The organism is Leptospira harrisiae (genome assembly GCF_002811945.1).
Classification (GTDB): Bacteria; Spirochaetota; Leptospiria; order Leptospirales; family Leptospiraceae; genus Leptospira_A; species Leptospira_A harrisiae.
Genome location: NZ_NPDX01000002.1, coordinates 148,131 through 173,995 on the forward strand (window position 1 = coordinate 148,131; position 25,865 = coordinate 173,995).

Sequence of the window (25,865 nt, forward strand, 5' to 3'; positions counted from 1 at the left end):
ATTTATGCTGCTTGGTGTAAAAATTTTGCAATTTTACGAACGAGAAATCTTGGAGAGATGCGAACTGACTGAGCCAAAAGAAAGTTTGCGAAACCTGGGATTTTGATTACTTTTTTACTAAATAAAGCATCAAGTCCTATATCCACCACTTCTCTTGATTTCATAATGAGAAAGGAAGATTTTACTAAATTAATTTTAGTCATATTCGCTCTTTCAAAAAATTCAGTTTGTGTTGGTCCAGGGCAAAAACAAGTCACTGTGATACCGTAATCTCTCACTTCTTCGGCAAGTCCTTCACTGAGTGAAAGAACATAAGCCTTAGATGCATAGTAATTTGACATTAATGGACCTGGTTGGTAAGCCGCAGTCGAAGCAACATTGAGAATGTACCCTTCTTTTGCTGCTACCATATCTTGAAGAAATAAATGACAGAGTTCTGCAAGTGTTGTCACATTCAATTGGATCAATTGGGATTCACTTTCAAAGGAATTTTTATGGAACTCACCATTGAGACCAAAACCTGCATTGTTCACCAAACAATGAATCGATATCTTTAGCTTTTTTACCGCTTTGTATAAAACTTCCGCTGATTTTGGTTTTGCCAAATCTTGGCTAATGACAACACTTTGTAGGCCAAATTTGTTTTTAATTTCTGTGGCCAATGCTTTTAATCGATCGGCACTCCTTGCAACTAAAACGGGAGTGTAACCCTTTTCTGCCAAAGCCAAAGCAAAATCCTTTCCAAGTCCAGTGGAAGCACCTGTAATTAACGCGTATTTCATAGAGGGAAATTTATGACTCTATGCGAAAGTTGGCAATTCGAAACTAAATAGTTTTGGAAATTTTGAACGCCCGGTCAATATTAGTTTTATGAGCCAACCTCTTACCCATCCGCTTCATACCATCCAAAAAGAAAGAGCCATTATCTTTATCCTAGCAGCCCTCCAATTTTTACACATCCTGGATTTTGTCATCATGATGCCTCTCGGACCAGTTTTTATGGAGAGTTTCAAAATTGATTCGGCAGCATTTGGTTTGCTTGTTTCTTCTTATTCCATTAGCGCAGGAGTTTTTGGACTGATTGGAGCCTTATTTTTAGATTCTTATGATCGTAAAATGAGCCTTCTTGTTTTGTTTTTTGGGTTTTCTTTTGGAACCTTGTTGTGTGCTTTTGCTCCTAATTACGGATTTCTACTGTTTGCAAGGGTTGTCGCAGGTGGATTCGGTGGAATGATTGGAGCCACGGTTCTTTCTATTATTGGAGATATCATCCCTGTTTTTAGGAGAGGGACAGCCACTGGCGTTGTGATGAGTTCTTTTTCAGTAGCTTCTGTGATTGGAATTCCGATTGGTTTATCTTTGGCGAATCAATATGGATGGCATTTCCCTTTTCTTTCTTTGGCAATTGCCGGATTTTTAATTTTGCCTGTTGGTTACAAAGTGTTACCATCCATTCGTTATCATTTGGATTCAGATGTTCATCCAAAACAATCACAGTTAAAATCCTTAAAACAAGTAATCACTAAAAAAGATCATTTTGCTCCCTTTATTTTTATGGTGTTTTTAATGTTTGGTGGATTTACAGTTATCCCTTTCCTTAGTCCATTCTTAGTTTCTAACGTTGGTTTAGCGGTGAGTGAACTTCCATATATTTATTTTTTTGGTGGACTTTTTACTTTTTTTACAAGCCGACTTATCGGAAAACTCTCAGACAGATATGGAAAACTAAAAATTTACCAACTCATTTCAATCATCGCAGTTATACCCATAGTGATTGTTGTATCTCTAACAAAAACTTCATTGCCTGTCGTGCTTACAGTCACAACTTTATTTATGATTTTGGTTTCTGGACGAATGGTTCCTGCATTTGCTATGATCACTTCGGCAGTAGAACCAAGAATTCGTGGAAGTTTTATGTCCGTGAATTCGGCCATCCAACAGATTTCTTCTGGAGCTGCTTCGTATGTAGCAGGACTCATTTTAGTGCAATCGGCAGATAACCAATTATTGAATTATGAACTAGTGGGTATGATTTCGGTATTTAGTTTGTTGTTTAGTGTTTATTTAGCTAAAAAAATAAAAATTGCTGGGTAATTTTAGTTAATTATAGATTAAACTAGCGAAGGTTAGTTTGATCTATAATTCTAATTTTCCGGTGTTAAGGAAATCGATAATCATTTGTTTTTGAGATGAGGTGATCATTTTTCGTTCTAACAATTGGTTTAAAATTTCAGAAGCAGTTCCAATTTCCATTCCGGCCATTTCAGAAAATATAAATTGAAAATTTTTATCAATTCTATGTTCCCCAATGAAATTGATTAGTTTTTCGGTGGTTTCTAAAATCAATTGTTGTCTTTCAATCAGGCCTTCCATTGTGGAAAGGATGATTGAAACTTCAGGATCATCGACAAATAATTGCATCATGTGTCCATAGATTTTTGGCGATTGTAATGGCAATTCGTAGATGGAATCACCCAAAGCATTGTATAAGGTTTTTTCTTCCTCAAAATCCAAACCAGTATATTTGTTAAGGTTGGATACGATTTCGGATGGTAAAATCACAATAAATTGGCAGGCATATTCGGGTTCTTTCAAATACCGAACGAAATACTGAATTAAATCACAGATTCTTAAATAACTAACAAATGTCCAATATTTGAAACTTCGAATATCAAACATATGTTTAACAGATTTTTCTCTCTTGATGGATTCGCGAATGTTCATATAATTTTCAAAATCACATTTAAAAAGATAACTTAAAGTGTGGTTTGAAAATGATTCTATGATTTCACGAACAAGAGTCGGTTCACCGATATATAAAAAATAAGAAATTAATTCTAAATTGTCTTTTGAAATCCAAATGAACTTTTCGAGAGTTTTTGCGGGAATTTGTGAAAAAGCAGAAAACCCAATTTTAAAAGTGACTCTGTCTTGTAAAAATGCTTCTAGTTTATTTTTCGCAATACAATCTTCATCTACGTCTTGTTTAGCGAATGAATGCCTGCAACTCGGAGGGCAGGCTTCATATAAAGATGTACCTAGAAAACATTTTGGCATAAATTACTGTAATAATTCTCCACAGTCTCTCATTTCGGGAGCATAGGGATTTTTAACTTCTCTTCCCGTCATTAACCAAGATTTATCTACCATAGGACAGTAAAAACGATTGTACTGAGATTGATTTGGAACTTCTGTTTTCAATTGGATCAATATTTCCTGAATTTTAGAAATTTTTTCATAACTAGAATCTAAATCGGCACCTGAAACTGGTAGGATTGGGCGCAAACCTTCTGCCCAAGACTTTAATTTTGGATGCCCACTGGCCACCATCGCATCCAATGTTTCTGAAAATATTTTCCAATTCGGCTTAGGATTGTCTTTTAGATACTCTTCGAGAAGGATTTGGTTCTCTGCGAGGAGTTTTGCCGCTAAGTTTTGGTGGGCAGTTTCAAAAGGAACGACCTCTTCCTTGCAAGAAAGGGCCAAAATGGCTAAAACGATGAGTGAAATCCGAAATACATTCATATTTTGATTCTTTTTTCCTAAGTTGGAATTGGAATTCAAATTTTAGTTTCGAGTTTGTTTGAGGAGATTGCTTTTTTCTCGACAAAGCCGGTTTTTCAAGCATGATGACAGAAAAGTTCACGAAGGTGTAATTCCATTATGATTATTGTAGAAGGCATTGGCCACGTCAGTATCCCCGTCTCCCAACTCGACACCTCTATCGATTTTTACAGGGACATTTTTGACTTCGAAGTGGAGACAAAGAAGGCTACTGAGGCAATTCTTTCTCTGGATTCCTTTCGCATCCGATTGGTGAAGGCAGAAGTATCTGACAGATCCCTTCCTCTCCTAAGTTTTGTGATGGATGTGGATGATTTCACTGAAGCCATCAGTGAACTTGAGGAAAAGAATGTGAAGATCATCAAAGGACCAGAAGGTACAGACTCTGGAGAGAGCCTAACTTTTGCAGATCCAAGCCAAAATTTAATCGAGATTTTCTACTCCAACTAAATCCTGTTGATTTTTTAAAATTCTTACTTACGATCCTCTTGGTATGTCGGCAACGAACCAAGAGGGTGGGAATGAAACAGACCTACTCACCGATTTCAAAAAAGGTTATGTATACTTTCTGACTGGGTTTCAGAGCTTAGTTGGTAGTTTTCTTCAATTTCTAAGCTCAGGGCTTACTGAGACTAACAAAAGAGAAATTCTTTCCTTTCGCAAAAACCTCGACCAAGAGTTAGACAAATCACAAAAGAAAATCAAAGAAATCATCTTTAACTTAGATGAAAAACATATGTATGCTCAAGTGAGAAAGGAATACTCCCGTTATTTCTCAAGCCAACTTGATGAATCAAGTCGTTATGATTTTATCCAATTCCATTTAATTTTTGAAATGTTACGTTACTTCTATATTGAAAGCTACGAAGGCTGGATTTTATTACGCGATGTTGTGACCAATACTAAGTTCAGTGATCAAGATTTTCAAACCAACAGTCTGTTAAACTATCGTATCTTACCTGCTCTAGAAAGATTATATCATCTTGAAATTTTTCTGAAACGAATGAGTTTTATTTTACAAGTTAACAATCAAAATTTTTTAACTGAATACAAACCAACCAAACCTAAGTTTCGCGATCGCGTAATCTATCGTTTGTCATCTGTTTTTGATGAAACCTTATATGATAAACCGGAAGCACTAGAGCCACAAGATTCCGATATCGTTTATAAATCAGAAGAGGTGATTCAAAATGAAATACAGGAGTCTGATAAAACTAAACAATTACAAAATCAAAAGCCTAAACCAAAGGAAGAAGGTAATACAAATTATATCCAAGCATATGGGAAGTACACTTGGAATTCTGACCAACATTACTTTTTCAGATATGAAATGGATAAATATTTGGCAGAAAAAGCATTATTTAAATCAGCCATTAGTTTGGATTTACACCTTGGTGCGGACGAACAATTACTTCGTGCTGAACTCATCCGGTCTATGACAAGTACAGAAAAGAAAAATAAATCTGCAGAAGATTTTGAAGTCGAATATCAAAATTTTTTAAAACAGTTTTTTCAATTTTGTGAAAACATAATTTTGATGAATATGATGATTCCGAATCAGGTGAAATATGTGTTTTTATTTCATTTGGGACCATCGCATTTTTATATGATCGCAAAAAAGTTTTTAATGGAAGTAAACACAGGATATATACACTCTCGTGGTGCTGATGGAAAAAAAGTAAATCGTGTGATTCCAGGAGAATATGTCAAAAAACATGTGATTGATTATTGGAATGAAACGATTTTACCAAACGTCGGTGAAGAAAAGAACAACCTGGCACTATTGAAAAAGTTAACAGAAATGATAGAAGAGAAATATATAGAGATTTCTAAACTTACAATTCAAAAGTATGACGAACTGGACGAGGAAATAAAAAACTCAAAACCGAGAGAACTCATATTTAGGGAATATATGAATGAGTGGATGGGAGCAGCTAACATTATTATATTTAAAAGATTTGTTAAAAACAAATCATTCTAAAGAACTAAACTGCATGTTGCAGATTGAGCTGTAAGGTAAAACTGTGTTGCAACACCTGCGGGAAATGAAATGACAGGATCGTTTTGTAAAACATAATCTGTCGCTCTGCATGACCTATCAAACACTCTAACTGTAACTGTACTTTCACATCCAATTGTTAGATTTCTGGATGATAACAAGGTATCAGTATGGAATGCTTTAGTTTCCTGCCCATCATATTCAACAGAAAGACTATGGCCTTGTTTTAGTTCAATTTCCGGACCGTATTGTTTGTTTGTAACCGTATAACAGTCGATAAAATATTCCATTCCGGCACAATTAACACCAGTTTTTGAATTTGGTAAACAAGATCCACCTGACTTTGAAACAGTGATAAAACCAGAAAATGCCCCGTCAGGAACTCGCGTATATAGTTCAGTTCCCGTATTCAGCGTCGTTGTCGCAATTACGTCGTTAAATCTGATGACTGGATCGATGCCAAAGTTTTCTCCTTTAATCACCACTTCTGTGGCAGCATAGGCGGCATTTAAATTGTTTTGGGCAGGAGTTCCAATTTGTGGTGTTACAGAAGAAACAACCGGTGGCGACGTTAAAAGAGCTGCAAGAGGATCGTCGTTGGAAGAAGTTTTGCATGAAAAACTGTTTCCAAGTACTAGCGAGAATCCGATCGTGTATAAAATCCTTCTCATGACTGCTGCTTCCATTATCGGAAAACCAAAACTGTTTTCATTTCTATTTTTTCGTTCGGAGGAAATTCTATGAACACTGTCACGCTCCAAACCCACCATACTTATGTAGCATTGATAGAATTAAGCCGACCAGAGGCAAAAAATGCCATTTCCCTGCAGCTCCTTGCGGAACTAAGAGAAAAGATCCAAGAGGTAAAACAAGGTAAGGCACGTTCTCTTGTCATCATTGGTAACGGAGATTCGTTTTGTTCCGGGGCAGATTTGAAAGAACGGAAATCCATGTCGGACTCGCAGGTAAAACAATTCCTAACAGATATCAATCTTTGTTTTTATGAACTATCAAATCTATCCATTCCAACAATCGCTGCAATCAATGGATTTGCTTTTGGAGGTGGATTGGAATTAGCTTTGTCATGTGATATTCGTTATGCGAATGAGTCAGCACAAATGGGGCTAACAGAAACAAAACTTGGTATCATTCCCGGAGCAGGGGGAACACAAAGGCTTTCTAGAATTGTAGGAGAATCCACCGCTATGGAGTGGATTTTTTCAGGCAAAAAGCTAACAGGAAAGGAAGCAATGTCCAAAGGTTTGGTTTCTCAAGTTTTTGAACCTGACCATTTACGGGAATCTTCTCTTGCCTTGGCACGGGAGATATCGGAATCTGCACCTATTGCTGTTTCTGCTGCCAAAAAAGCATTACGTGGTGGATTTGGATTGCCCATGAAATCTGCACTAGAGTGGGAAAGGTTGTGTTATTTTGAAACGATTGGAACAAAAGATCGATTAGAAGCCTTGCAGGCGTTTGCTGAAAAAAGAAAACCTAATTTTAAGGGAGAATAATCCGTGATTTTAACCGGAAAAGAAATTTTAAAAAGACTGGGTAACGATATTAAAATCGAACCCTACGATGCGAACCTATTGAATCCAAATTCATATAATTTAAGATTACATGAAGACCTGTTGATATATTCAGAATTCCCTTTGGATATGAAAAAACCCAATCCAGTACAGACTTTAAAGATACCAGAAGACGGATTGTTATTGGAACCAGGAAAATTATACTTAGGTAGAACCATTGAATTTACTGAAACACATAACTTAGTACCTATGTTAGAAGGTCGTTCTTCTATTGGGCGACTTGGAATGTTTGTTCATATCACTGCTGGATTTGGGGATGTTGGTTTTAAAGGATTTTGGACTTTAGAAATTCAAGTAACGCATCCACTGCGCGTGTATGCAGGTGTTCAAATATGTCAGATTTTTTATCATACTGTGGAAGGGGAAATCAGCGAGTACAAATCAGGAAAGTACCAAGCCAACCAAGGCATCCAACCTTCTTTGTTGTATAAAGACTTTGAAAAGAAATAGGTTCAATTTTTTTTAGAACTATTTTAACAAGAACCTGCCTCCAATTGGGAGGGCAGGTGCTTCATGATTACATTTATTTTTTAGCTTTGAATGTGCAGTCCCATTTTGGGTCATCAAGATTCACACCACCGAGTTTTACCCAGTTGTTTGTTTTTCCGATAAAGGTAATGGAACAAAGGGTACCCTTTAGATCTAAGCGATTTCCGCCTTCCAAAGAAGTAAATTTTCCACAGTAGGTTTTACCATCACGTGGGTTGTAAATCTTTCCGTTTTTATAAACTCCTTCTCCAACATAGTCAAATCCAGTAATAAAAACCATACCTAAGTTTGGGCGATTTCGTAGTTTTGGATCTTCATTGTTGTGATCGAGGTAAGGAGTGCCTGGAACACCTTTATCTTTTTCTTTTTCAGGGTAAGCGTTGTCTTTGATACAAACCGTTTTACCACAGTATTTATCACCACATTTGAAAATTTCAATGACTGAGTCTTTTTCAGGGGGTAAATATCGGCCTACAGCAACGTCTGCCTCTTGGGCAAGTAGAGAACTTCCGGCGAAAAGAATTGCCGTCCATACACTTAAAACAAGTTTTTGATTCATAAAGATCCTTATTCTATAAAATTGGATTCGCTCATTCTGACAGAATTTTTACCTCTGGCAAGCTGGTTTTTAGAAAAACTCTGTGACAATTCAGAAAATAGTATATAGAAACGATGCGAATAAAAAGATAAAAGTATTATGTTTCATTTTAGATCAAACGACTCTACAAAAGAGTTTTTAATACGGAATCGTAAATCGATCCGTGAACATATCATTCGTAATAGTTCCATTGAGAAATCGAATGATTCTGAGATTGTAGATCTTTTAGAATTACAACGAAAATTAAGAGGTTTGATTACATCCTCTGCTGATGAAATTGCTGTTTCTATTCTCGGAACCTCAACCAACCTTAAAAACATTGAACATTTACAATCCCAATTTGTATCGGGGCTTTCGCATTTTAGTGATATTTCAGCCAATCTAGCCAGTAGTGCGGAAGAATTAGATGCAGTGATTCATTCTGTTTCATTTCAAATTTCAGAAACACTAAAAACCTTTGATGCAACGGGACAAAGAAATATTGAATTAGTTGATAGTTTAGAAAAAACAACAAAAGAGATTGAAACGATCGCTAAACAATCGTTATGGGTGAAAGTTGAAAACCAAAAAAATGAAGTCGAAATTCAACTTTTGTATAACGATCTTCAAAAAATTAACGAAAATATTCAATTGGTAAAAGATATTTCGGATCGCACAAATCTACTGGCACTCAATGCGTCCATTGAAGCTGCCCGTGCAGGAGAAGAAGGGCGAGGTTTTTCCGTGGTAGCGGATGGGGTTTCCAAGTTAGCCGAAAACACCAAAGTAGCAGTCAAAACAATTCAAGAATCTGCTCAACATATTAGATCTCGGTTTTTGGAATTCCAAGAAAATTCAAAAACTAGAACTTCTGTTCTCATTGAAATCATAGAAAAAATCCAAGCCATTGAATCTTCTGTTGTCTTTAATAGAAAAGAATCAAAAACAAATTTAAACGAAATTCAAATTTTGATTACTCAATTTCATGATTTGGAATTTAAACTTCGTGAAGTCGGGGTTGCTTCTCAAAATATTGCTAATGATTCTACAAGTATATCCAACCAAGTTCATGTACTTTCTGATCATAGTGTTCGAACAAAAACTGATTTTGAAGCGATATTTGCCAAAATTGAAAATACTGTAAAATTGATTACAAATCAAAATTCGGTTTGGCTATTGGAATTTATATTCCAAAGGAGATTAGATCATATCCATTGGGTACAGGCAGTTGACCAAGCAATTGCAACTGGAAATGTAAATCTATTTCCTCAGCTAAACCATATGCTTTGTAAAATGGGATTGTGGTATTATCAAAGTTCAGTATTGGATGCAAAACAAAAAGCCATCCATGATCAGTTGGAAATACCCCATCGTGAATTGCATTCTTGTGCCATCCATATCAAAGAAGCGATCGTTCAAAATGATATGGTGAAAGTTAAACAAGAAAGATCTAGGTTACAAGAACAATTTATAGAACTCAGTAAAATATTCGATTCCTATATTCAGTATTTAGAAATCAAAACGATGGAAGATCAGGGACTAACCTCAATTAATTGAGGCTAGTCGCTTTTTCTAGTAACTTTGAAAGTTTAAGAACATTTTTGTTTGTTGGATCTATGGATTGCGCCCTTGTAACATAGGTAACGGCACGGTCAACATTTCCTAACAATCGACTAACGTCCGCAAGGTTAATTAGGTTTTGGAAATTTTCAGGATCATGTTTAAGTGCTTCTTGAGCTGCTTTGAGTGCGCTTTCGTAATTTCCTAGTTTTTTTTCCGACATTGCTAAGTAATACCAATACTCACCTGAACCTTCATTTTCCTTTAGGAATTCAGTAAGAACTTTTGCTGCAATATCGTATTCCTTTCCCTTGTAACTGACAAGACCCAAAAACTTATTTAGTTTTTGGTTGGTTGGATCACCAAGGAAAGCTTTTTTCATTACGGTAATGGCTCTTTCTATCTCACCATTTTGATAGAGAATTTTTCCTTCTTCGAATGCGCCAGAAGTAGTGAGTGCCTCATCCCAATCGTCCCCTGGAGTGTCAAAAAAGTCATCAACAGGTTGGTGGGAAAGATCATCCTTTTCCGGTATATGATGAACTGGAGCTTTTTCACTTTTGAAAACAACACTGAGCATGGAGATATCGTCTGTAACATCACCGGTTTTTTTTACCAATTTTTCTACTTCATAGATATCGCCATCAGCTTGTTCCACAAATCGTAAAACCATTGTTTCATCTTCATTGATGGTTCTTACATCTTCATCTGGAGTTAAGTCAATATCATCTCGGCCATCGGAACCAAGAATCAATTGGTCTCCAGGTAGTAGTTGGAAAGTCTGTACTTCGAATGGATATTCAGAATCCAATCCTAGTTTACGAAGTTTTAATTCGTCTTCGATGAAACTAGCTTTTCCATCTCGGTAAAGGATACTGTAAGGGTGTTCTGCGTTGAAATACCAGATTTTTCCTGAATCGTCATCAATCAACATCACTGTAGCAGAGATAACCATGGTTCCACTAAAAGATTTGAAAACCGCGTTTACTTCTTCATAAACGTCTGTTAACCATTCTTCTGGAGTTCGATTGAGAATTCGTTTGTTACCAGCAGAACGAGCCATGATGGAATTCATGACCACTCCCATTACCAAGGAACCACCGGCACCTTGCATGGATTTTCCCATTGCATCTCCATTCATCACCATGGTATAACGATGGAAATCATCTGGTTTTCCTAACTTTAAATTTCCAGTAATACAAATATCGCCGCCGAGATCTCCGGTTTTATTACGGAATTCGAAAGTTTTCTTTTGGTGAACAAAAAAGTCGCAACGAATATTATCTGATTTATTTGCGTTAAAAAATAATGGTTTTGCAAGTAATGAAGTAAGGAAGTAGTCACCATCTTGTTGTACTTTCAATCGATGGATCTCATCCATTTTTTCTTGAAGTTCTTTGGTTCTTTCTTTTACTTTCTCTTCTAGATTTTCTGCATAATCTTGGAGTTCTCGTCTTGCGTCTCGAATGGAAGAAACCATCCCGTTGAATGATTCTGCAAGATAACCAATTTCATCATTTACCTTAATCGGAACTTCTACTTCTAGATTTCCTTGATTTACTTTTTCAACTCCAGCAAGAAGCGCATACAGCGGATTGACTAATGCTGACCGAAAAAAAAGTGGAAATACTACTAATAACACGAACATGACAATCGCAAGAATGACAAGTTCGAGTTTTGCTGACTTGTGCATGTAAGCACGGTAATCTCGATAATTAAAACCAACCTCTGTGTTAATTTTATTTTTCGAATCATATGCCATGTAAGCAATGTAATGCGAAACACCATCCAAATCTTTTCGATAGTGTCTTGTTAAGTCTGGTTTGAAATATCGAAAAAATTTCAACATTTCCACGCGAAGGTCGGCACCAGATATTTCTTTTCCGTCCCATTTGCAATCGTTTACATGTTTGAGAATTGCATCACGAAAGGTGTCTACGTTTTTAACTTTTTCAACGTATTTGACACCTTCTTCACAAAACTGATCAGGTAAAATGTCACCGAGTTTGTTCGTATTGATAAAGGTTCTACGATTGAGTTTTTCAATCAATTTGGAAACTTCAGCTTTTAATTCTGCACCTTCTGCATCAGGATTTTCTTCCAAGAACTGAATGATCGCATTTTTATAACCTTCAAAGTAATAAGGCGTTTTTGTTAAACTTGCTTTGAGCGATTTTCGGTATTCGGCTTCACCTATATTAACAACTTCATCATACAATGCTGTGTTATAAAGATCTGCTTGGACTAAAGGTAGATCAACATTCACAGTAGAAGGTAAGTAGGTTTTTTTTAAACTTTGTCCTGTAGAATCCGATTCAATTACAAATAAAATATCTTTAGAACGTTCTCCACCTTCTGCAACACGAAGTGCCTTTTGGATGGCTGTATTATCAAATGAGGTTTCCTTTTCTTGGTCTACTAAGTAACTAAAAGCCTGCATGATGAGTAAGATTGTTACAAATGAGATTCCTACAATCTTAACCATAAACGTCGTTCTTTCGCTACTGTTGTTGATAAAGGAAATAGTAATGATAAAGAATGTAAAAGTAAAAAGTAATACGAGGGCTGTGAGGTAAGTAGATCGCTCCATCGCTCCATCGCGACTCATAACGTTAGTTATGTTAGGAACAATAGCTGCAATTAAGGCAGCAATGAGCATGATGATCAATGTACCGCGTTTTTCTTTAGCAACATGGAACAATCGATATCCGGGCATCACAAGAAAGTTGATAAATGAAAAACCAACTATAAATAAACTTAAGATGAGACTCGCACCTTCTGAATTGAAATCCCAAAGGTGGGCAGTAAAATGGTATTTTCTTTCCCCTTGGGAAACCGTAACAAGAAACCATAATACAACGACAATCGCGATGGCATAGAGGATTCCGAGCATGATGGATGCAGCTTTAGGACTTTCATTGTCAGGAAATCGAAAGAAGAACTGACCGAAATGGATGATTCCGAAGATAATGAATCCCCCGGTAATCCAACGGTGGTAAGAAGCAATAGGATGGTAGTAAAAAGCCCCTAATAGGTATCCAAATTGGAACAGACATAAGAATAAACAAGCAAGCCCCATATGTTTGGTTGCGACTGTTCTGTCTTTTAAAGAGAAAAAGAATGTAGTCAAGACCGCAAGGAGGACAGTGACAATTAAACTACCGAATGTGTAATAATTTGTTAGTATGTGGTCAACGGATATTATGCTTTCACTCATAGGGTCTTCTAGTTGCTAATTTAATACGAAATCGTAACAGGCAAGAAATGCGAAATCAATTCATTTTCCTACCGTCTCGAGCAAATCAGCAAGGTTGCCATTTGCCCGGTGGAAGGGTTAAAACTAACGATTGGCGATAAAACAATCAATCCCATCGTATTTCAATTTTGATTTGAGAGATTCTGCTTTCGCACGGTCTGCAAAATCACCAACTTGAACTACAAATTTTCCATCTCGAGGAGTGACGAACACGGATTGGTTGTATTCAGATTTCATGTTTTCTTGGTATTTTATGGCTCTCTCTTTCTCTTGAAATACCCCAACTTGTACAGTAAACCCTTTACCAGTAGCAACAGGTTTCACAGAACCGGGTTTAACTGGAGTCAATTTTTCTGGTTTAGCGGGAGCATCATCTAAAAGATCAGCATCATCCAAGTCATCACCCAAATCATCTTCTCCTTTTTTAAGAACTTTGATTCCAACTTTGGTAACCCCTTTGTCCTTAAATTCGAGAATCTCTGCCGTTTTTTCAGATACATCGACAATTCGTTCATCCACAAATGGTCCACGGTCATTGATACGAACAACGGCTTCTTTGTTGTTCTCTAGGTTTTGGATTTTGATCACGCTACCAATGGGAAGCGTTCTGTGAGCACCTGTCATTTTCATGCGGTCAAATGGTTCCCCACTCGCAGTAGGGCGACCTTGGAATTTTTGCCCATACCAAGAAGATAAACCGACTTCATCAAATTGTGTTGTCGGCTTTTTTGTTGGGATGGCTGCAACAGTAGGCGCAGCTGTTTTTGCATTGGAATCTAAATCGTCAATGATGGAGCGAGCCACTGGGTCTTCAGACTTGGTGTTACTTGCTGGTTTTGACTTCCCAGAACGTTCAAAAAAAATATCCTCCGGATCACCGGAAGCGCTATAATCTCTACGGGTGGCATCTGCTGAACTGCAGGACACTAGCCACAATACTATGGATAAAAGTATGAGTCTTTGCATAACTTTCCCCTTCCTCTGGACTCTTGTGTGTACCTTTCGGAAGGTTTTTCCATTCACATGATAAAATTTCTAAGGGGAGATTCGTTTCTGAAACGATAATCGCTGTGTATGGCACAAGAAATCCAAACTTTATTCAATGAAGCAGTTCGTTTGGAACGAAATGGGGAGTTGGATCGTGCCGAATCGCAATACAAACTTTTACTTGAGAAAGATCCTAATTACCATTTGGCATTGCAGAATTTGGGAGTGGTTTATGCAAAACAAGGAAAACATGCAGAAGCCATTCCATTATTTTCCAAAGCACATAAACTGCATGCGAATGTTAAAAATTCTTATAACTTAGCTGTTTCTCTTTACAAACATGAGGAAACGGAAAAAGCGATTAGTTTTCTCAAACAAACTTTGACCTTTGAAAAAAAGTTTATTTCTGCGCATCTATTACTCGCTCAAGCCTATCAGAAGTTAGGCAATGATGAGAAAACTGAAGTATATCTCAATAATGTAATTAAAATCGAACCAAACCATAAATCAGCTTTAGGAGGGCTTGCGATGTTTTATTACGAAAGGAATCGTTTTCCAGAAAGTTTAAAGATGATTGAGCGTTATTTGATTTTGTATCCTGGAAATGCTCAATTAAAAATTATTCAATCAGAAATCCTCGCAAAACAAGGGAATTATAAAGCATCTGCCACTTTACTTTCAGCAATGGTGAAAGAAGATGTGGGATTCACAAATTTTAACGAAAGTTTGCAAGCCGCTTGGAAAGAAGAAGATGAAGTGGTCCATGAAAGTTTGGTTCGAATCCAATCGAAAGCAAAACTGAAGTTAAAAGAATTTCAAACTAAACTAGAACTATCGAAAGAAAATCCAGAAGAGTTTTCTCCCCCTGATGCACAGGAAGCGTTAGATTTAAGTTTGTTGTATCTTTTCAATGGAAACCCTGAAAAAGCGATGCAATATTTGGTATTTGCTCAAAAGATGAAGGAAAAGACAGAACCAGACAGGTTATCTTAGATTGAAATCTCGCATTTTTTATATTCTTTTCCTTTGCCACACTTTGATTCTATTGGAATGTCGTTATCCAATCGCAAAACAAGATGAATTAGAATCTGACACTTTGTTTTTGGAACTTTCAGGTTCCAAAGCTGCTGAGTGCAATGCAGAAGGGATCCGATTGTCAAAAACCATTCAGTTAGACCAAGCTGAGGTTGTTTGGGACAAATGCATCCAAACCAATCCAAATGAAGTTGTAGTTCACTTGAACCGACTAAGATTTTATTTTTTGTTGGATGAGTATGAAACTTTGAAACAAAAAATTGCGAAGGAAGCCCCATCTCGTTCTTCTGTTACATATACAAATATTTTAAAAGAACTGGATCTTCGTTTGCGAAGCGATGAACGAGTCGTCTTATTAGATGCCCTTTCTCGAGTGAAAGGTTGGGAATTGTATTCTTATGAAGAGTTGGCAAATTATTATTTGCAAACTGGTAACTATGCTTATGCGGAAGGTTATTTTAACCAAATTTTAGAAATTGTTCCGTTTCATGAGAATGCATTATACGGAATGGCTGACGTTCAAGTACAAAAAAACAATTGGTATAGTTTACTTGATTACGCAAAATCTTTGGAAGTAGCTGCCAAAAAAAATAAAGAATTTCATTTTTATTTTATCAAAGCAAATTACGAATTAGGTCGTTATGAAGAAGCTTTGAAATGGGCAGAATCGGCAACTGTTAGCGAAAAAACACAGATTAGTTTTTTAGAAATTTGGCGAGATACTTTATTAGTATTAAAAGACAATCCAAAATGGGACAATCTTTTACCTTACTACCGTAAGGCGGTGGAAAAAGGATATGCTGTTCCTGAATCTGTTTTTTTCCCTACTCTTTCGAAAGAGGGAAAAGATATCAGAAAGGCTACTCGTTCCGGAAGAAGTTAAAACAAAATAAATTGAAATTTTGTTTTAATAGTTCATTCTAATTCTTGGCATAAATTCCAAATTTTTTCCGCCTGTCTCAACTTCAAAACGTTATGCGTTCGAATAAATGGGATTTTATATTTTAGAAGGTGAAGTTCACATGCTAAGGTTGCAAACTCTCTTTCGGTTGTTGGCAAATTTCCAAGTACATTCCCAAGAAACGACTTTCTCGAAACTCCGACCATTAATTGTGGGAATTCTAATTTTAAGATTTCCAATTCTTGCAAAACTCGAAATGAAACCATTGGGTCCTCACTCAAAAAAAATCCCATTCCAGGATCATAATGCAGAGCCGATTCAGGAATTCCCATTCCAAGGAGTTCAGAGCGACGGTCTCTAAAAAAGATTTGGATTTTTTTAATGACTTTTTCAGGTGTAAGGTCAGATTTATATTTCGCAATATTTTTGTTATGCGAATGCATGATAATCAATTTTAACTCTGTGAATTTTTGAATGTAGAATCTGAGAAAACTACGGTCACCTTCATACGTGAATCCAGTGATATCGTTGATACAACGAACTCCAGCTTCAATTCCTTTCTTCTGTACTTCAGGTCGAAAACTATCCAAACTGATCCGAACTCCCTTAGGCACAAAATGTCGAATGACTGGTTCCACACGATTCCATTCTTCTTCTTCAGAGACTAAGGTTGCTTCAATGTTCGATGATTGGCCTGAAACATCCAACCAATCGGCACCTTCTTGGAGGAGTTTCGTCCCTTGGCTGATGGCATCGTCAGGGTTAAGAAATTTTCCCCCGTCACTAAATGAGTCTGCAGTTATGTTTAAGATTCCGAAGATTTCTGCCATGAATGAAAAGGATTATCGGTAAACTCACCCCTAAAAGCCTTATTTTTCCCTTGGCAGAAATTTCCATTTGGTCGATACATAGGAGAGACGGCAGATGAAAAAAATCCTTATATCTTTAATCATTTCGGCACTCCCAATCCTGGCGCAGCCTTTACCGAAGGTGAAGGATGTAAGGTTTTACCAGCCACTGAATACTCAAAACGTAGAGTATAACCCCATTATTTCTCCTACGGGAAGATACCTCGTGTTCCAATCCAATAGGCCTGGCGGAGAAGGGGGTATGGATATCTGGATTTCTGAAAACTTAAGTTTTCCAGACCGGATGAAATTACCAGTTTGGTCTCCTCCAAAAAATTTTCGTGAACTGAACACAACAAATTTTGAAGGAATGTTTTCGATTCTTTTTGATGAAGAAGAAAAGCCATATGAACTCTATTTTACTTCTGTTCGTGATAAAACACAGGCAGATCCCAAAAAAAATCGAGAAGGGTATGATGGTTTAAATATCTATTATACAAAAATCAATGTAAGGACTGGTCTTTGGGCAATTCCGATTCATGTAAGTGAAATCAATTCACAGTTCGAAGATAAGATGCCTGCCATTTCACCTGATGGGTGTTCTATGGTCTTTTCTTCCAATCGACCAGGAGGTTTGGGTGGGTTTGACCTTTGGATCTCCAAACGAGAACCGAGCACCCGAACAAAAGAAATTAACCCAGACAAACCGAAAATCAAATGTAGGGATGGCGTTTGGCAAAAACCTGTTTCCATAGGTACTTCGATCAATACAAAAGATGATGAAATTAGTCCTACCTTTCATTGGGATGGACTAAGATTGTATTTTAGCTCAAATCGAAGTGATAAAAACCGAAAGTTTAGTTTTTATTATAGTGAATACAATGAATTACAAAATAGTTTTGAATCTCCAGTTTTATTAGGATCTCCATTTAATACCAATCAACAGTTGTCAGGCGAATCTACTGGATTTCCATTTGATACACCTGCTGATTATTCGACTTATAGTCTTTGGGAAGAAAGTGATAATGAAGGGATCTCTGTTACCTTTGATGATTTGTGGTTTTATTTTTCTTCGAACAGGCCAGGTGGTGAAGGTCAATTTGATATTTATCGAACTATGGTACCGGAAGATTTACGTAGAACTTATGAATTTGTATTTCGCGGCCTTGTCCTAGATGGTTCCGAAGCCATTATGATCGGACTTGATTCGACATTAAAAATTTACGACGATACAAAACCCATCCAAGTGATTACTTCTAAACGAATTGGAGGAGATCTTTCTCTCGCCGATGCCGAAAATTTTAGAACAACAATAAAAACAGGAAAACTCTATCGAGTGGAAGTTTCCTCACCCGGATTCCATCCTACCGAATTACTTTTGGATTTGCGGGGGAATGTCGGAAAGGATAAAGAACAATATTCTCAAATCATTTTACAACCGATTCGTCCTACGAAAGACGAACGACCAGATAAAACTATCCAAGGAATTCGATTCATAGTCAAAGATAGGAAAACGGATTTGGTAATCCCCAATGCAATTTGTTATTACTTTGATGACCTCATTCGGAAAGGAAAATCTTTAGAATCGAAAGATAGCCGTTTTGATTTAGAAAAATCACCCACTATGGATTTTGAGATTTTGGTTAGAGCCAAGGGGTTTAAAGAAGAGACTTTCCTGTTTGCCAAAGACAAAATTATTTCTATGGAGGGAAAGGAAACGGTCCTTTATCTTAGAAATCTAAATGATTTTGATAATCTGTACAATACAATTATTTATTTCCCGTTCAACGAACGAACATTGAGTGATGAAGATAAGAAAAAATTAGATCTTTTTGCGGACTTCCTCATCCAACATAAGAATGAAAAAGTAGAAATTGGTGGACATACTGATAATATAGGGAATAAGGAATACAATATCAGTTTGAGTGAAGACAGAGCTCTTTCTGTGTATCAATATCTGAGATTGAAAGGTGTTCCTAAAGAAAGAATGAAAGTGCAAGCTTATCATTATTCGCAGCCAATCTCAGAAAATGAAACAGAGGAAGGAAGATCACGAAATAGACGTGTGAATTTCAAAAAAATAGACTAGTTATGATCAACCGTGTAAAAATTCATTTCGACCAAGATAGAGAATATCTCCCCTTAGAGGCAGTACAAACTTTACCTGAGTTTTTTAAACAAATGATGGGTGGAAATGGATTGTTTCTAAAAGGCTACGATACGCCCATTCGGGTTAGGTTCAAAGGTGAACGTCCCGATGGTGCGCATATTTGGGAATTGGAAACGATTCCAGAACTTATTGAAACAATTTTTACTGTCCAAGCAACACCTAGTTTTCACGTCGAAGTGGATTATGAACTGATCAACCAAAAAGATAATCTGCTACTTGGTAAAATCATTGATCGTAGGCAAACTTTCGCGACTAGACAAGATCCTCGAAATGAAAAGGTTCGTGGGAATGTGGTTGCATCAAATTTTTTAGTTGCAAAAACAAATATAGATTTTTCGAAACTAACTGGAGTTAGTTCACAGGTGATTCTTTCTGACATCCAACGAACGGTTCTAAAAAATTATCCGCAGTCAAAGGTTGTCTTTCTTTCTGTTTCAATTCATAGCGATGAAATTGATTTGATGAAGGAACATAAAAAACCAATTTTTATTTTAGATACGGAAACATTCGAATCTTATCCTTCGCCAGATGTATTTGATCCTAAAAAAACTTTTGAAGATGAGTTTTTGTTGGATGATAAAGTTCAAGAATACAAAAAGAAAAAGATCGGCTCTTTTATTTATTACCCTCTATTTATACAAATGAAAGATATGCATTTTTTTGCATATCTTTCCCTCGAAACTGAAAGACCCGGTATTCCAGGTGAAGTTTTGGATTTGTTTAAAGAGGTTGAACGTACGTTTCAAGAAAGAATTATGGACTCAAATACCCATATTCTTGATATCAGACAAAACGTACTCAACGTTTCCAGGGGTGGAGTTGCCTTGGAAGTTAATGATATGGAAATTATCAAAGCACTGAAAGTGAAACCAACATTTACCCTGGATATCAATTTCAAATTGCAGGCACCTATTCGGATGGCGATAGAGTTACGTCATCTAGAAGAGGTGAATGATTTTTATCGATTGGGTGGAAGGATCACAGGTGTCAGCGGAGATAAAAAAGCCAAAGAGATTTACCATAGTCTCATTGATTTTTTTGGTTAAACTTCGCAGGTTCAATAGGGGCCAAAATTGAAAGAACAAAAACTAACAACAGAAAACTATAAAGGCACTCGAGATTTTTATCCTGAGGATATGCGCCTTCGTAACTATTTATTTTCGGTGATGAAAGACGTCGCCAGATCCTACGGATATGAAGAGTATGATGGTCCGATGGTTGAGTCCTTGGATTTGTATAGAGCCAAAACCGGGGAAGAAATTGTAGGAAAACAGATTTATAATTTTATTGATAAAGGCGATCGTGAAGTGGCGATTCGACCAGAGATGACGCCTACAGTTGCTAGGATGGTGGCCAAAAAACTCCGAGACCTTCCTCGCCCCATTCGTTGGTTTTCTATTCCTAATTTATGGAGATACGAACAACCAGGTCACGGTCGTCTCAGAGAACATTGGCAACTGAATGTGGACATGTTTGGTGTGACAAGCCAGAGAGCTGAATTAGAAATTTTATCCTTAGCATGTGATATTCTTTTTGCGTTTGGGGCAGAAAGAAATAGTTTCAAAGTAACAATATCCCATAGATCACTTCTCGACGAATTTTTGTTAGACGGTCTGAAGGTAAGTCCGAACCAAGCGCATGAAGTCTCAAAAATTTTGGACAAAAAAAACAAAATTACGGAAGAGGAATACGTTGCTCTTGTTTCGAAAACCATACCAAATGACCCAACTGCAGTATCAAAAATAAACTTGTTTCTAGCGGCCACTACAGAAACACTCAGCCAAATTCCTGGAATCAAAGAAGAAACTTTAAAAACAATCCAAACATTGTTTGAGGACTTAAAAACCATTGGATTAGATGATATTGTGTATTTTGATCCTTCGGTGGTAAGAGGTTTTGATTATTATACTGGTTTTATTTTTGAAATTTTTGATACTTCTCCGCAGAACAAACGTTCGCTATACGGTGGTGGAAGGTACGATAATTTAATTGGATTATTTTCTAACGAAGAACTTTCAGGAATTGGATTTGGACTCGGTGACGTAACTCTTCAGAATTTTTTAACTGCTCATAATTTGTTACCAAATTTTGCTAATGATTCTACGGTTTACATTCCTCTTTTGGATGAATCTTCATTTGCGGAAAATCATAACTTTGCTAGGGAACTAAGAAAAGAAAAGATTGCTGTCGAGGTATCTTTACTTTCTCAAAAAATGGGAAAACAACTTTCCTATGCTGAAAAAAAAGGGTACCGTTGGATTTTACTTCGTGGTGAAGACGAAATCAAAGCGGGTACTGTAACTTTAAAAGATATGGCCACACGCAACCAATGGACTTCTTCTTTTTCGGAAGCACTTCAAAAGATAAAAGAAGAGCTTTCTAAATGAATTTGATTTCTTCGATTGACTTAAAGTTTTCAACTTGGATTCAAAAAAATCTCCACCATCCACGTTTGAGTTGGGTTTTATCACGTGTCAATCGTGGGGAAATGTTTGCACTCGTTTTGTTACCACTTATGTTTTTAAGTGATCTCTACAAACCGGTTTATATTAGTTTGCCTTTTGTTTTGATTTTTACTTACTTAACTGATCGTTTGGTTCTGGTTTTAAAAAAATACTTCGCTAGAAAACGTCCCTTAGTCAGTGTTATGGGAAAAGTGGATTCAAATCCGGATATGAAACATTCTTTTCCTTCTGCACATAGTGCAAATTCCATTGTTGTATCGACAATTTTAGTTTTTGCTTTTCATGAAACTCCGTATTTCTTTTTCTTCAGTTTGTTTGCAGGTGTAGGTCGACTTGTTACCTTACATCATTTTGTGAGTGATATTGTGGGAGGATGGGTCATTGGTTTTGGAATTGGACTCTTAGCAGTTTTAGTTCACTATTATCTTTGGCCATATTGTGTAACTTTATGAAACAGATTGGATACTTTATTTCATTTTTAATTGTTTATTTGTTTTATTTTCCATTTAAGGTTCTTCCGTATAAGTGGTGTTTGGCGTATGGAATTTTTTTGACTAAACTCATTTACCCTTTTGATAAAAAACACAGAAAGGTTGCTGCTGATAACATTCGTTTTGCCTTTCCTGATTATACAGAGGAACAAATTTTCAACTTAGTTAAGGCTCATTATCGTCATTTGGGTATCCTTCTCGCACATACACTTTGGGCACCTCGGATGACAAAAAAATGGCTGGACGAAAACTTAATTGTTGATGCTGAAAGTTTACAAATCGAAGAGGAAACTAAAAAACAAGGAGTAGGAGTGATTTTGATTTCTGGTCACTTTGGCACTTGGGAAATTTTAGTTCAGTTTTTAGGAATCCGAATGAAGGGCGGGGGAATTTACAAAAAAGTAAGAAATCCTTTTGTCGACCGATTACTTCGACGGATGCGTTCTAAAAACGGAGTTGTTTTAGTTCCTGTGCAAGAGTCCACTCAAGTGATCAAACTTCTCAAACAAGGTTACTGGATTGGATTTGGTGCCGATCAAAATGCTGGCAAAGCAGGAATTTTTGTTCCGTTTATGAACAGACAAGCTTCTACTTTTGTCGGCCCAGCACTTATGGCCTACCTAACCGGTGCAAAAATGTTATACTATTCTGTGTTAGCTGGTGATGGTGGAAAGGTAATTGTTCGGGTTAAGGATTTGGGATTTGTTGATAAAAAACTTTTTCCTTCCAAAGACGATGTGATTCGGCATTATACAGAACTCTGGACGAAAACGTTGGAAGGGGAAGTTAAGTTGTTTCCAGAGCAGTACTTTTGGGTCCACCGTCGATGGAGAACCCAGCCGCAAGCCATCGAAAACAATCAGCAATAGAAAGATTAAAAATCTAAAAGTGAAATTCTAATCTTTCTATGCCAATCTTAAATCTCGGAGTTATTCTCCGAGAAGTGCAAGTGTGGGTTTGTGACGAATCAGTCCGTTTTCAGCAATCATACATGCATTGATGATTTCGTCTTCTAAGTTGATGTTGAACTGTTTTTCTTTGTTCACAAAAAGTTTTAGAAAGTTCACAATGTTCTTTGCATACATTTTACTTGCATCCATCGGTTGAGTGCTTTGAAGGTTGGAATTTCCAATGACTGTAATTCCTTTATAAACGATTGTTTTATCGTTTTCGGTAACTTCGCAGTTACCACCGTTTACAGCTGCTAAGTCAACAATCACCGAACCTTGTCTCATTTTATCGACCATTTCTTTTGTGATGAGTAGAGGAGCTTTTCTTCCTGGAATGAGAGCTGTTGTAATGATGATGTCAGCTTTTTCTGCATACTTGGCAATGGCTTCTTTTTGACGGCGTTGGTAATCTTCCGATTGTTCAACCGCATAACCACCAGTATTCGAAGCATCGGCTGCTCCTTCTACTTCCACAAATTTTGCACCAAGTGACATACACTGTTCTTTTACTTCGGGTCTTGTATCAAATACATCTACGACTGCGCCTAACCGACGAGAAGTGGCAATGGCTTGAAGGCCTGCAACACCTGCTCCGAGGATGAGTACTCTTGCTGGGGTGATCGTCCCTGCTGCAGTTGTCAACATTGGGAAAAATCGGCTGTAATTAGAAGCCGCAAGTAAAACTGCTTTGTAACCAGAAACAGTTGCTTGGCTACTGAGTACGTCCATAGACTGGGCACGAGTAATTCGTGGGATCGTATCCATAGAGAAAATTTTGAAAGATGCGTTTGCGATTTCTTTTACTTTTTTTGGAAAAGCAAGAGGAGATAGTGTAGCAATATAGATTTTATCTTTTCCAATTTTTTTGGCACTTGCTTCATCCAATGCATGGATAGAAACAACAATGTCTGATCCTGATAGGATTGAATCTCTTGATTCTACTGTTGCTCCAACATCTTTAAAATCTTGATCGGAAAAAAATGCATTATCCCCAGCGGTTGTTTCCACTGAAACAGTGAAACCTAACTTTTTAAGTGGGTCAACTACGTCTGGAGTGATTGCCACTCTGTTTTCATAAGATGGTTCTTTGATTACGCCTATTTTCATTTTATACTCTTTTGCTAAAATATTCGATGGTTTTTTTTACGCCTTCCACTAACGGGACGGTCGTTGAATAATTCAATTTTTCTTTCGCCAAACTTAGGTTTGGTTTTCTTCTTGTAGGATCATCTTGTGGAAGAGGAAGGTAAATGATTTTGGATTTACTTCCTGTCTCTTTGATCACGAGTTCTGCCAATTCCTTTACGGTAAATTCGCCTTCGTTTCCTAAGTTGACTGGTCCAATAAAATTTTCCGTGTTCATCATTTTAATGATTCCACGAACTAAGTCATCCACATAACAAAAAGAACGGGTTTGGCTTCCATCACCATAAATGGTAATGTTCTCTCCACGTAATGCCTGTACGATAAAGTTACTTACCACACGACCGTCATCAGGAATCATCCTTGGTCCATATGTATTAAAAATACGAATGACTCGAATGTCTACTCCATGTTGGCGGTGGTAATCGAAACACAAAGTTTCTGCCACACGTTTTCCTTCATCATAACAACTTCGGATCCCAATGGTATTTACATTTCCCCAATAGGATTCTGTTTGAGGGTGCTCAAGTGGATTTCCATAAACTTCGGAAGTACTGGCTTGCAAAATCCGTGCTTTCACTCGTTTGGCAAGACCAAGCATATTCATCATACCTAAAACATTTGTTTTGATGGTTTTGATGGGATTACTTTGGTAATGTACGGGCGAAGCTGGGCAAGCCATATTGTAGATCTCGTCTACTTCTAATTTGATGGGGTCCGTGATATCATGGCGGATCAGTTCAAAATTCGGATTAACCAAAAGGTGTGTCAGATTTTCCTTTCGTCCGGTATGGAAATTGTCCAACACGATGATCTGGTTTCCCTCATTTAGAAGTGTTTCTGCAAGATGGGAACCGATGAATCCGGCTCCACCTGTGATAAGGATTCTTTTTGCCATTGAGATTCTATATTTATGAAGTCTGTGTCCTCGGCAAATGAAAATTTGCGAGAAGGCCTAGGGACTGTTGTCTTTGGGAGGGAAGTCTTGGAACAAATTGGGGGGCAAAACGATGCCACTTTCAGGATCGACACCCCTTTTTTCCAACCAGAGTTTTGCTTCTGGAGAAAGGTCGCCGGGGAACCTCTCAAATGTTTCTTCCATCGGTGGATAATCATGCGACTCTTCGTGGCTGAGAGAACTTCGGAGAGACATAAATATGATCCCGATGCTGAGAAGAGACCAAAGGGTGGCAATCATATATCCTAGCACCACAACTACTGTCGGAACTTCTTGATTTTGTAAGTCTTCGGGGCCAAGGCCAGCCATCCAAAATGCCAAAATTCCTGCATCAGTTTCCGTCAGTCTTTCTGCAAAATCAGAGAGGTCATATAAAGAATAGAGAGAAATACTGGTTCCTAAAAAAACTAAGGAAAGAATTGAAATTGTTTCGCCTAACATTCCTGTGACAAGAATTCCCACTCCCCAAAAAATTCCGGTAAGGTAAGCAAGTTCGCCTAATTTGGAATACAATACGCTAACGGAGATCAAAAACAATCCTAACAAAATCATTGTTTGGCGAGCATGTCGTCCTTGAAAACCAAGCCGTAATAAAAATGCTCCAACAAGGGAGGAACCAATGTATCCGGCAGAAACAACTAGAATGAAAGAACCGCGAAAAGAAGCAGGAACAGCTATTGTTTCCCCACCTTCATTTCCGTGGAGGGCAATTCCTTTGACAACTCCACCACTAAACAAAGCTGCCGTGGCATGACAAATTTCATGAATGAGTACGACAAATTCTTTGAGGTAAGATGTGAATTGGTGATCCCAAAACGCAACCAAACTCAAAATCAAAGAAAGAAAAATGACAAACTTAACTGGTTTTTCTGCCATCATC

General features: G+C 37.2%; 24 protein-coding genes. 13 read left to right on the forward strand and 11 right to left on the reverse strand.

Going from position 1 to position 25,865, the window contains the following annotated elements:
• Nucleotides 1–2 precede the first annotated feature (2 nt).
• Nucleotides 3–782, reverse strand: a complete 780-nt coding sequence (locus CH364_RS10525; RefSeq protein ID WP_100743867.1) for an SDR family NAD(P)-dependent oxidoreductase — start codon at nucleotides 780–782, stop codon at nucleotides 3–5.
• An 88-nt stretch (nucleotides 783–870) separates the two neighbouring features.
• Here CH364_RS10525 and CH364_RS10530 point away from each other — a divergent pair, with 88 nt between their 5' ends.
• Entirely contained in the window at nucleotides 871–2,094 is a 1,224-nt protein-coding gene (locus CH364_RS10530; protein ID WP_100743868.1) for an MFS transporter, read from the forward strand.
• A 42-nt stretch (nucleotides 2,095–2,136) separates the two neighbouring features.
• On the opposite strand, the gene CH364_RS10535 is transcribed toward CH364_RS10530, so the two are convergent.
• Nucleotides 2,137–3,057 (reverse strand): hypothetical protein, encoded by a 921-nt coding sequence (locus CH364_RS10535; RefSeq protein WP_100743869.1) that lies wholly within the window; start codon nucleotides 3,055–3,057, stop codon nucleotides 2,137–2,139.
• Nucleotides 3,058–3,060: 3 nt separating this feature from the next.
• On the reverse strand, nucleotides 3,061–3,564 hold the full coding sequence (locus CH364_RS10540) for a DUF3347 domain-containing protein (protein WP_100743870.1): 504 nt from the start codon (nucleotides 3,562–3,564) through the stop codon (nucleotides 3,061–3,063).
• A gap of 99 nt (nucleotides 3,565–3,663) precedes the next feature.
• Between CH364_RS10540 and CH364_RS10545 the strand changes: the two genes are divergently transcribed.
• Nucleotides 3,664–4,014, forward strand: coding sequence for a VOC family protein (locus tag CH364_RS10545; protein ID WP_004784589.1), 351 nt, complete (start codon nucleotides 3,664–3,666; stop codon nucleotides 4,012–4,014).
• Between the two features lie 43 nt (nucleotides 4,015–4,057).
• A complete protein-coding gene (locus CH364_RS10550; RefSeq protein ID WP_100743871.1) occupies nucleotides 4,058–5,545 on the forward strand; it encodes a hypothetical protein in 1,488 nt (495 codons plus the stop codon).
• On the opposite strand, the gene CH364_RS10555 is transcribed toward CH364_RS10550, so the two are convergent.
• On the reverse strand, nucleotides 5,542–6,234 hold the full coding sequence (locus CH364_RS10555) for an LIC10067 family putative lipoprotein (RefSeq protein ID WP_100744727.1): 693 nt from the start codon (nucleotides 6,232–6,234) through the stop codon (nucleotides 5,542–5,544). The genes CH364_RS10550 and CH364_RS10555 overlap by 4 nt on opposite strands.
• Nucleotides 6,235–6,303: 69 nt before the next feature.
• On the opposite strand from CH364_RS10555, the gene CH364_RS10560 reads away from it, so the two are divergent.
• Nucleotides 6,304–7,077: an enoyl-CoA hydratase-related protein gene (locus tag CH364_RS10560; RefSeq protein WP_100743872.1), complete on the forward strand. Its 774-nt coding sequence runs from the start codon at nucleotides 6,304–6,306 to the stop codon at nucleotides 7,075–7,077.
• Nucleotides 7,078–7,080: 3 nt separating this feature from the next.
• Nucleotides 7,081–7,605: a dCTP deaminase gene (gene dcd, locus CH364_RS10565; RefSeq protein WP_100743873.1), complete on the forward strand. Its 525-nt coding sequence runs from the start codon at nucleotides 7,081–7,083 to the stop codon at nucleotides 7,603–7,605.
• Between the two features lie 73 nt (nucleotides 7,606–7,678).
• On the opposite strand, the gene CH364_RS10570 is transcribed toward dcd, so the two are convergent.
• Complete coding sequence (locus CH364_RS10570; protein WP_004785397.1) at nucleotides 7,679–8,203, reverse strand: DUF2147 domain-containing protein; 525 nt, start codon at nucleotides 8,201–8,203, stop codon at nucleotides 7,679–7,681.
• Nucleotides 8,204–8,341: 138 nt separating this feature from the next.
• On the opposite strand from CH364_RS10570, the gene CH364_RS10575 reads away from it, so the two are divergent.
• Nucleotides 8,342–9,778 carry a methyl-accepting chemotaxis protein gene (locus CH364_RS10575; RefSeq protein WP_100743874.1) on the forward strand — a complete coding sequence of 479 codons (1,437 nt, stop codon included), beginning with the start codon at nucleotides 8,342–8,344 and terminating at the stop codon, nucleotides 9,776–9,778.
• Here CH364_RS10575 and CH364_RS10580 read toward each other — a convergent pair.
• Nucleotides 9,771–12,998, reverse strand: a complete 3,228-nt coding sequence (locus tag CH364_RS10580) for a SpoIIE family protein phosphatase (protein WP_100743875.1) — start codon at nucleotides 12,996–12,998, stop codon at nucleotides 9,771–9,773. The genes CH364_RS10575 and CH364_RS10580 overlap by 8 nt on opposite strands.
• Nucleotides 12,999–13,121: 123 nt before the next feature.
• Nucleotides 13,122–14,003: an RlpA family plasminogen-binding lipoprotein MPL36 gene (gene mpl36 / locus CH364_RS10585; protein WP_100743876.1), complete on the reverse strand. Its 882-nt coding sequence runs from the start codon at nucleotides 14,001–14,003 to the stop codon at nucleotides 13,122–13,124.
• 108 nt (nucleotides 14,004–14,111) lie between these two features.
• Here mpl36 and CH364_RS10590 point away from each other — a divergent pair, with 108 nt between their 5' ends.
• Both CH364_RS10590 and CH364_RS10595 read left to right on the forward strand, forming a co-directional pair.
• Nucleotides 14,112–15,017: a tetratricopeptide repeat protein gene (locus tag CH364_RS10590; RefSeq protein ID WP_100743877.1), complete on the forward strand. Its 906-nt coding sequence runs from the start codon at nucleotides 14,112–14,114 to the stop codon at nucleotides 15,015–15,017.
• A gap of 1 nt (nucleotide 15,018) precedes the next feature.
• Nucleotides 15,019–15,942 carry a tetratricopeptide repeat protein gene (locus CH364_RS10595; protein WP_100743878.1) on the forward strand — a complete coding sequence of 308 codons (924 nt, stop codon included), beginning with the start codon at nucleotides 15,019–15,021 and terminating at the stop codon, nucleotides 15,940–15,942.
• Between the two features lie 32 nt (nucleotides 15,943–15,974).
• Here the strand turns inward: CH364_RS10595 and folP are convergent, their stop codons facing one another.
• Entirely contained in the window at nucleotides 15,975–16,790 is an 816-nt protein-coding gene (folP, locus tag CH364_RS10600) for a dihydropteroate synthase (RefSeq protein WP_100743879.1), read from the reverse strand.
• A gap of 94 nt (nucleotides 16,791–16,884) precedes the next feature.
• On the opposite strand from folP, the gene CH364_RS10605 reads away from it, so the two are divergent.
• From CH364_RS10605 to CH364_RS10625, 5 genes are read left to right on the forward strand one after another with little or no spacing between them, the layout of a single operon-like run.
• Nucleotides 16,885–18,897, forward strand: coding sequence for an OmpA family protein (locus CH364_RS10605; RefSeq protein ID WP_100743880.1), 2,013 nt, complete (start codon nucleotides 16,885–16,887; stop codon nucleotides 18,895–18,897).
• A gap of 2 nt (nucleotides 18,898–18,899) precedes the next feature.
• The gene (locus tag CH364_RS10610) at nucleotides 18,900–20,024 is read left to right on the forward strand and encodes a DUF1577 domain-containing protein (RefSeq protein WP_100743881.1); all 1,125 of its coding nucleotides are present in this window, start codon (nucleotides 18,900–18,902) and stop codon (nucleotides 20,022–20,024) included.
• Between the two features lie 27 nt (nucleotides 20,025–20,051).
• Entirely contained in the window at nucleotides 20,052–21,365 is a 1,314-nt protein-coding gene (gene hisS, locus CH364_RS10615) for a histidine--tRNA ligase (RefSeq protein WP_100743882.1), read from the forward strand.
• Nucleotides 21,362–21,895, forward strand: a complete 534-nt coding sequence (locus tag CH364_RS10620) for a phosphatase PAP2 family protein (protein WP_100743883.1) — start codon at nucleotides 21,362–21,364, stop codon at nucleotides 21,893–21,895. Before hisS ends, CH364_RS10620 begins: the two co-directional genes overlap by 4 nt.
• The gene (locus CH364_RS10625; protein WP_100744728.1) at nucleotides 21,892–22,803 is read left to right on the forward strand and encodes a lysophospholipid acyltransferase family protein; all 912 of its coding nucleotides are present in this window, start codon (nucleotides 21,892–21,894) and stop codon (nucleotides 22,801–22,803) included. Before CH364_RS10620 ends, CH364_RS10625 begins: the two co-directional genes overlap by 4 nt.
• Before the next feature lie 60 nt (nucleotides 22,804–22,863).
• On the opposite strand, the gene CH364_RS10630 is transcribed toward CH364_RS10625, so the two are convergent.
• From CH364_RS10630 to CH364_RS10640, 3 genes are read right to left on the reverse strand one after another with little or no spacing between them, the layout of a single operon-like run.
• A complete protein-coding gene (locus tag CH364_RS10630) occupies nucleotides 22,864–23,991 on the reverse strand; it encodes a Re/Si-specific NAD(P)(+) transhydrogenase subunit alpha (RefSeq protein WP_100743884.1) in 1,128 nt (375 codons plus the stop codon).
• Nucleotide 23,992: 1 nt separating this feature from the next.
• Entirely contained in the window at nucleotides 23,993–24,925 is a 933-nt protein-coding gene (locus tag CH364_RS10635; protein ID WP_100743885.1) for a UDP-glucuronic acid decarboxylase family protein, read from the reverse strand.
• Nucleotides 24,926–24,982: 57 nt separating this feature from the next.
• Entirely contained in the window at nucleotides 24,983–25,861 is an 879-nt protein-coding gene (locus tag CH364_RS10640) for a M50 family metallopeptidase (protein WP_244280408.1), read from the reverse strand.
• Between the last annotated feature and the right edge of the window lie 4 nt (nucleotides 25,862–25,865).

Excerpts from the sequence above, each read along its gene's own strand:
- CH364_RS10525 (WP_100743867.1), bottom strand. The coding sequence starts at position 782 with ATGAAATACGCGTTAATTACAGGTGCTTCCACTGGACTTGGAAAGGAT.
- CH364_RS10530 (WP_100743868.1), top strand. The coding sequence starts at position 871 with ATGAGCCAACCTCTTACCCATCCGCTTCATACCATCCAAAAAGAAAGA.
- CH364_RS10535 (WP_100743869.1), bottom strand. The coding sequence starts at position 3,057 with ATGCCAAAATGTTTTCTAGGTACATCTTTATATGAAGCCTGCCCTCCG.
- CH364_RS10545 (WP_004784589.1), top strand. The coding sequence starts at position 3,664 with ATGATTATTGTAGAAGGCATTGGCCACGTCAGTATCCCCGTCTCCCAA.
- CH364_RS10550 (WP_100743871.1), top strand. The coding sequence starts at position 4,058 with ATGTCGGCAACGAACCAAGAGGGTGGGAATGAAACAGACCTACTCACC.
- CH364_RS10555 (WP_100744727.1), bottom strand. The coding sequence starts at position 6,234 with ATGAGAAGGATTTTATACACGATCGGATTCTCGCTAGTACTTGGAAAC.
- CH364_RS10560 (WP_100743872.1), top strand. The coding sequence starts at position 6,304 with ATGAACACTGTCACGCTCCAAACCCACCATACTTATGTAGCATTGATA.
- CH364_RS10570 (WP_004785397.1), bottom strand. The coding sequence starts at position 8,203 with ATGAATCAAAAACTTGTTTTAAGTGTATGGACGGCAATTCTTTTCGCC.
- CH364_RS10575 (WP_100743874.1), top strand. The coding sequence starts at position 8,342 with ATGTTTCATTTTAGATCAAACGACTCTACAAAAGAGTTTTTAATACGG.
- CH364_RS10580 (WP_100743875.1), bottom strand. The coding sequence starts at position 12,998 with ATGAGTGAAAGCATAATATCCGTTGACCACATACTAACAAATTATTAC.
- mpl36 (WP_100743876.1), bottom strand. The coding sequence starts at position 14,003 with ATGCAAAGACTCATACTTTTATCCATAGTATTGTGGCTAGTGTCCTGC.
- CH364_RS10590 (WP_100743877.1), top strand. The coding sequence starts at position 14,112 with ATGGCACAAGAAATCCAAACTTTATTCAATGAAGCAGTTCGTTTGGAA.
- folP (WP_100743879.1), bottom strand. The coding sequence starts at position 16,790 with ATGGCAGAAATCTTCGGAATCTTAAACATAACTGCAGACTCATTTAGT.
- CH364_RS10605 (WP_100743880.1), top strand. The coding sequence starts at position 16,885 with ATGAAAAAAATCCTTATATCTTTAATCATTTCGGCACTCCCAATCCTG.
- CH364_RS10610 (WP_100743881.1), top strand. The coding sequence starts at position 18,900 with ATGATCAACCGTGTAAAAATTCATTTCGACCAAGATAGAGAATATCTC.
- CH364_RS10620 (WP_100743883.1), top strand. The coding sequence starts at position 21,362 with ATGAATTTGATTTCTTCGATTGACTTAAAGTTTTCAACTTGGATTCAA.
- CH364_RS10625 (WP_100744728.1), top strand. The coding sequence starts at position 21,892 with ATGAAACAGATTGGATACTTTATTTCATTTTTAATTGTTTATTTGTTT.
- CH364_RS10630 (WP_100743884.1), bottom strand. The coding sequence starts at position 23,991 with ATGAAAATAGGCGTAATCAAAGAACCATCTTATGAAAACAGAGTGGCA.
- CH364_RS10635 (WP_100743885.1), bottom strand. The coding sequence starts at position 24,925 with ATGGCAAAAAGAATCCTTATCACAGGTGGAGCCGGATTCATCGGTTCC.
- CH364_RS10640 (WP_244280408.1), bottom strand. The coding sequence starts at position 25,861 with ATGGCAGAAAAACCAGTTAAGTTTGTCATTTTTCTTTCTTTGATTTTG.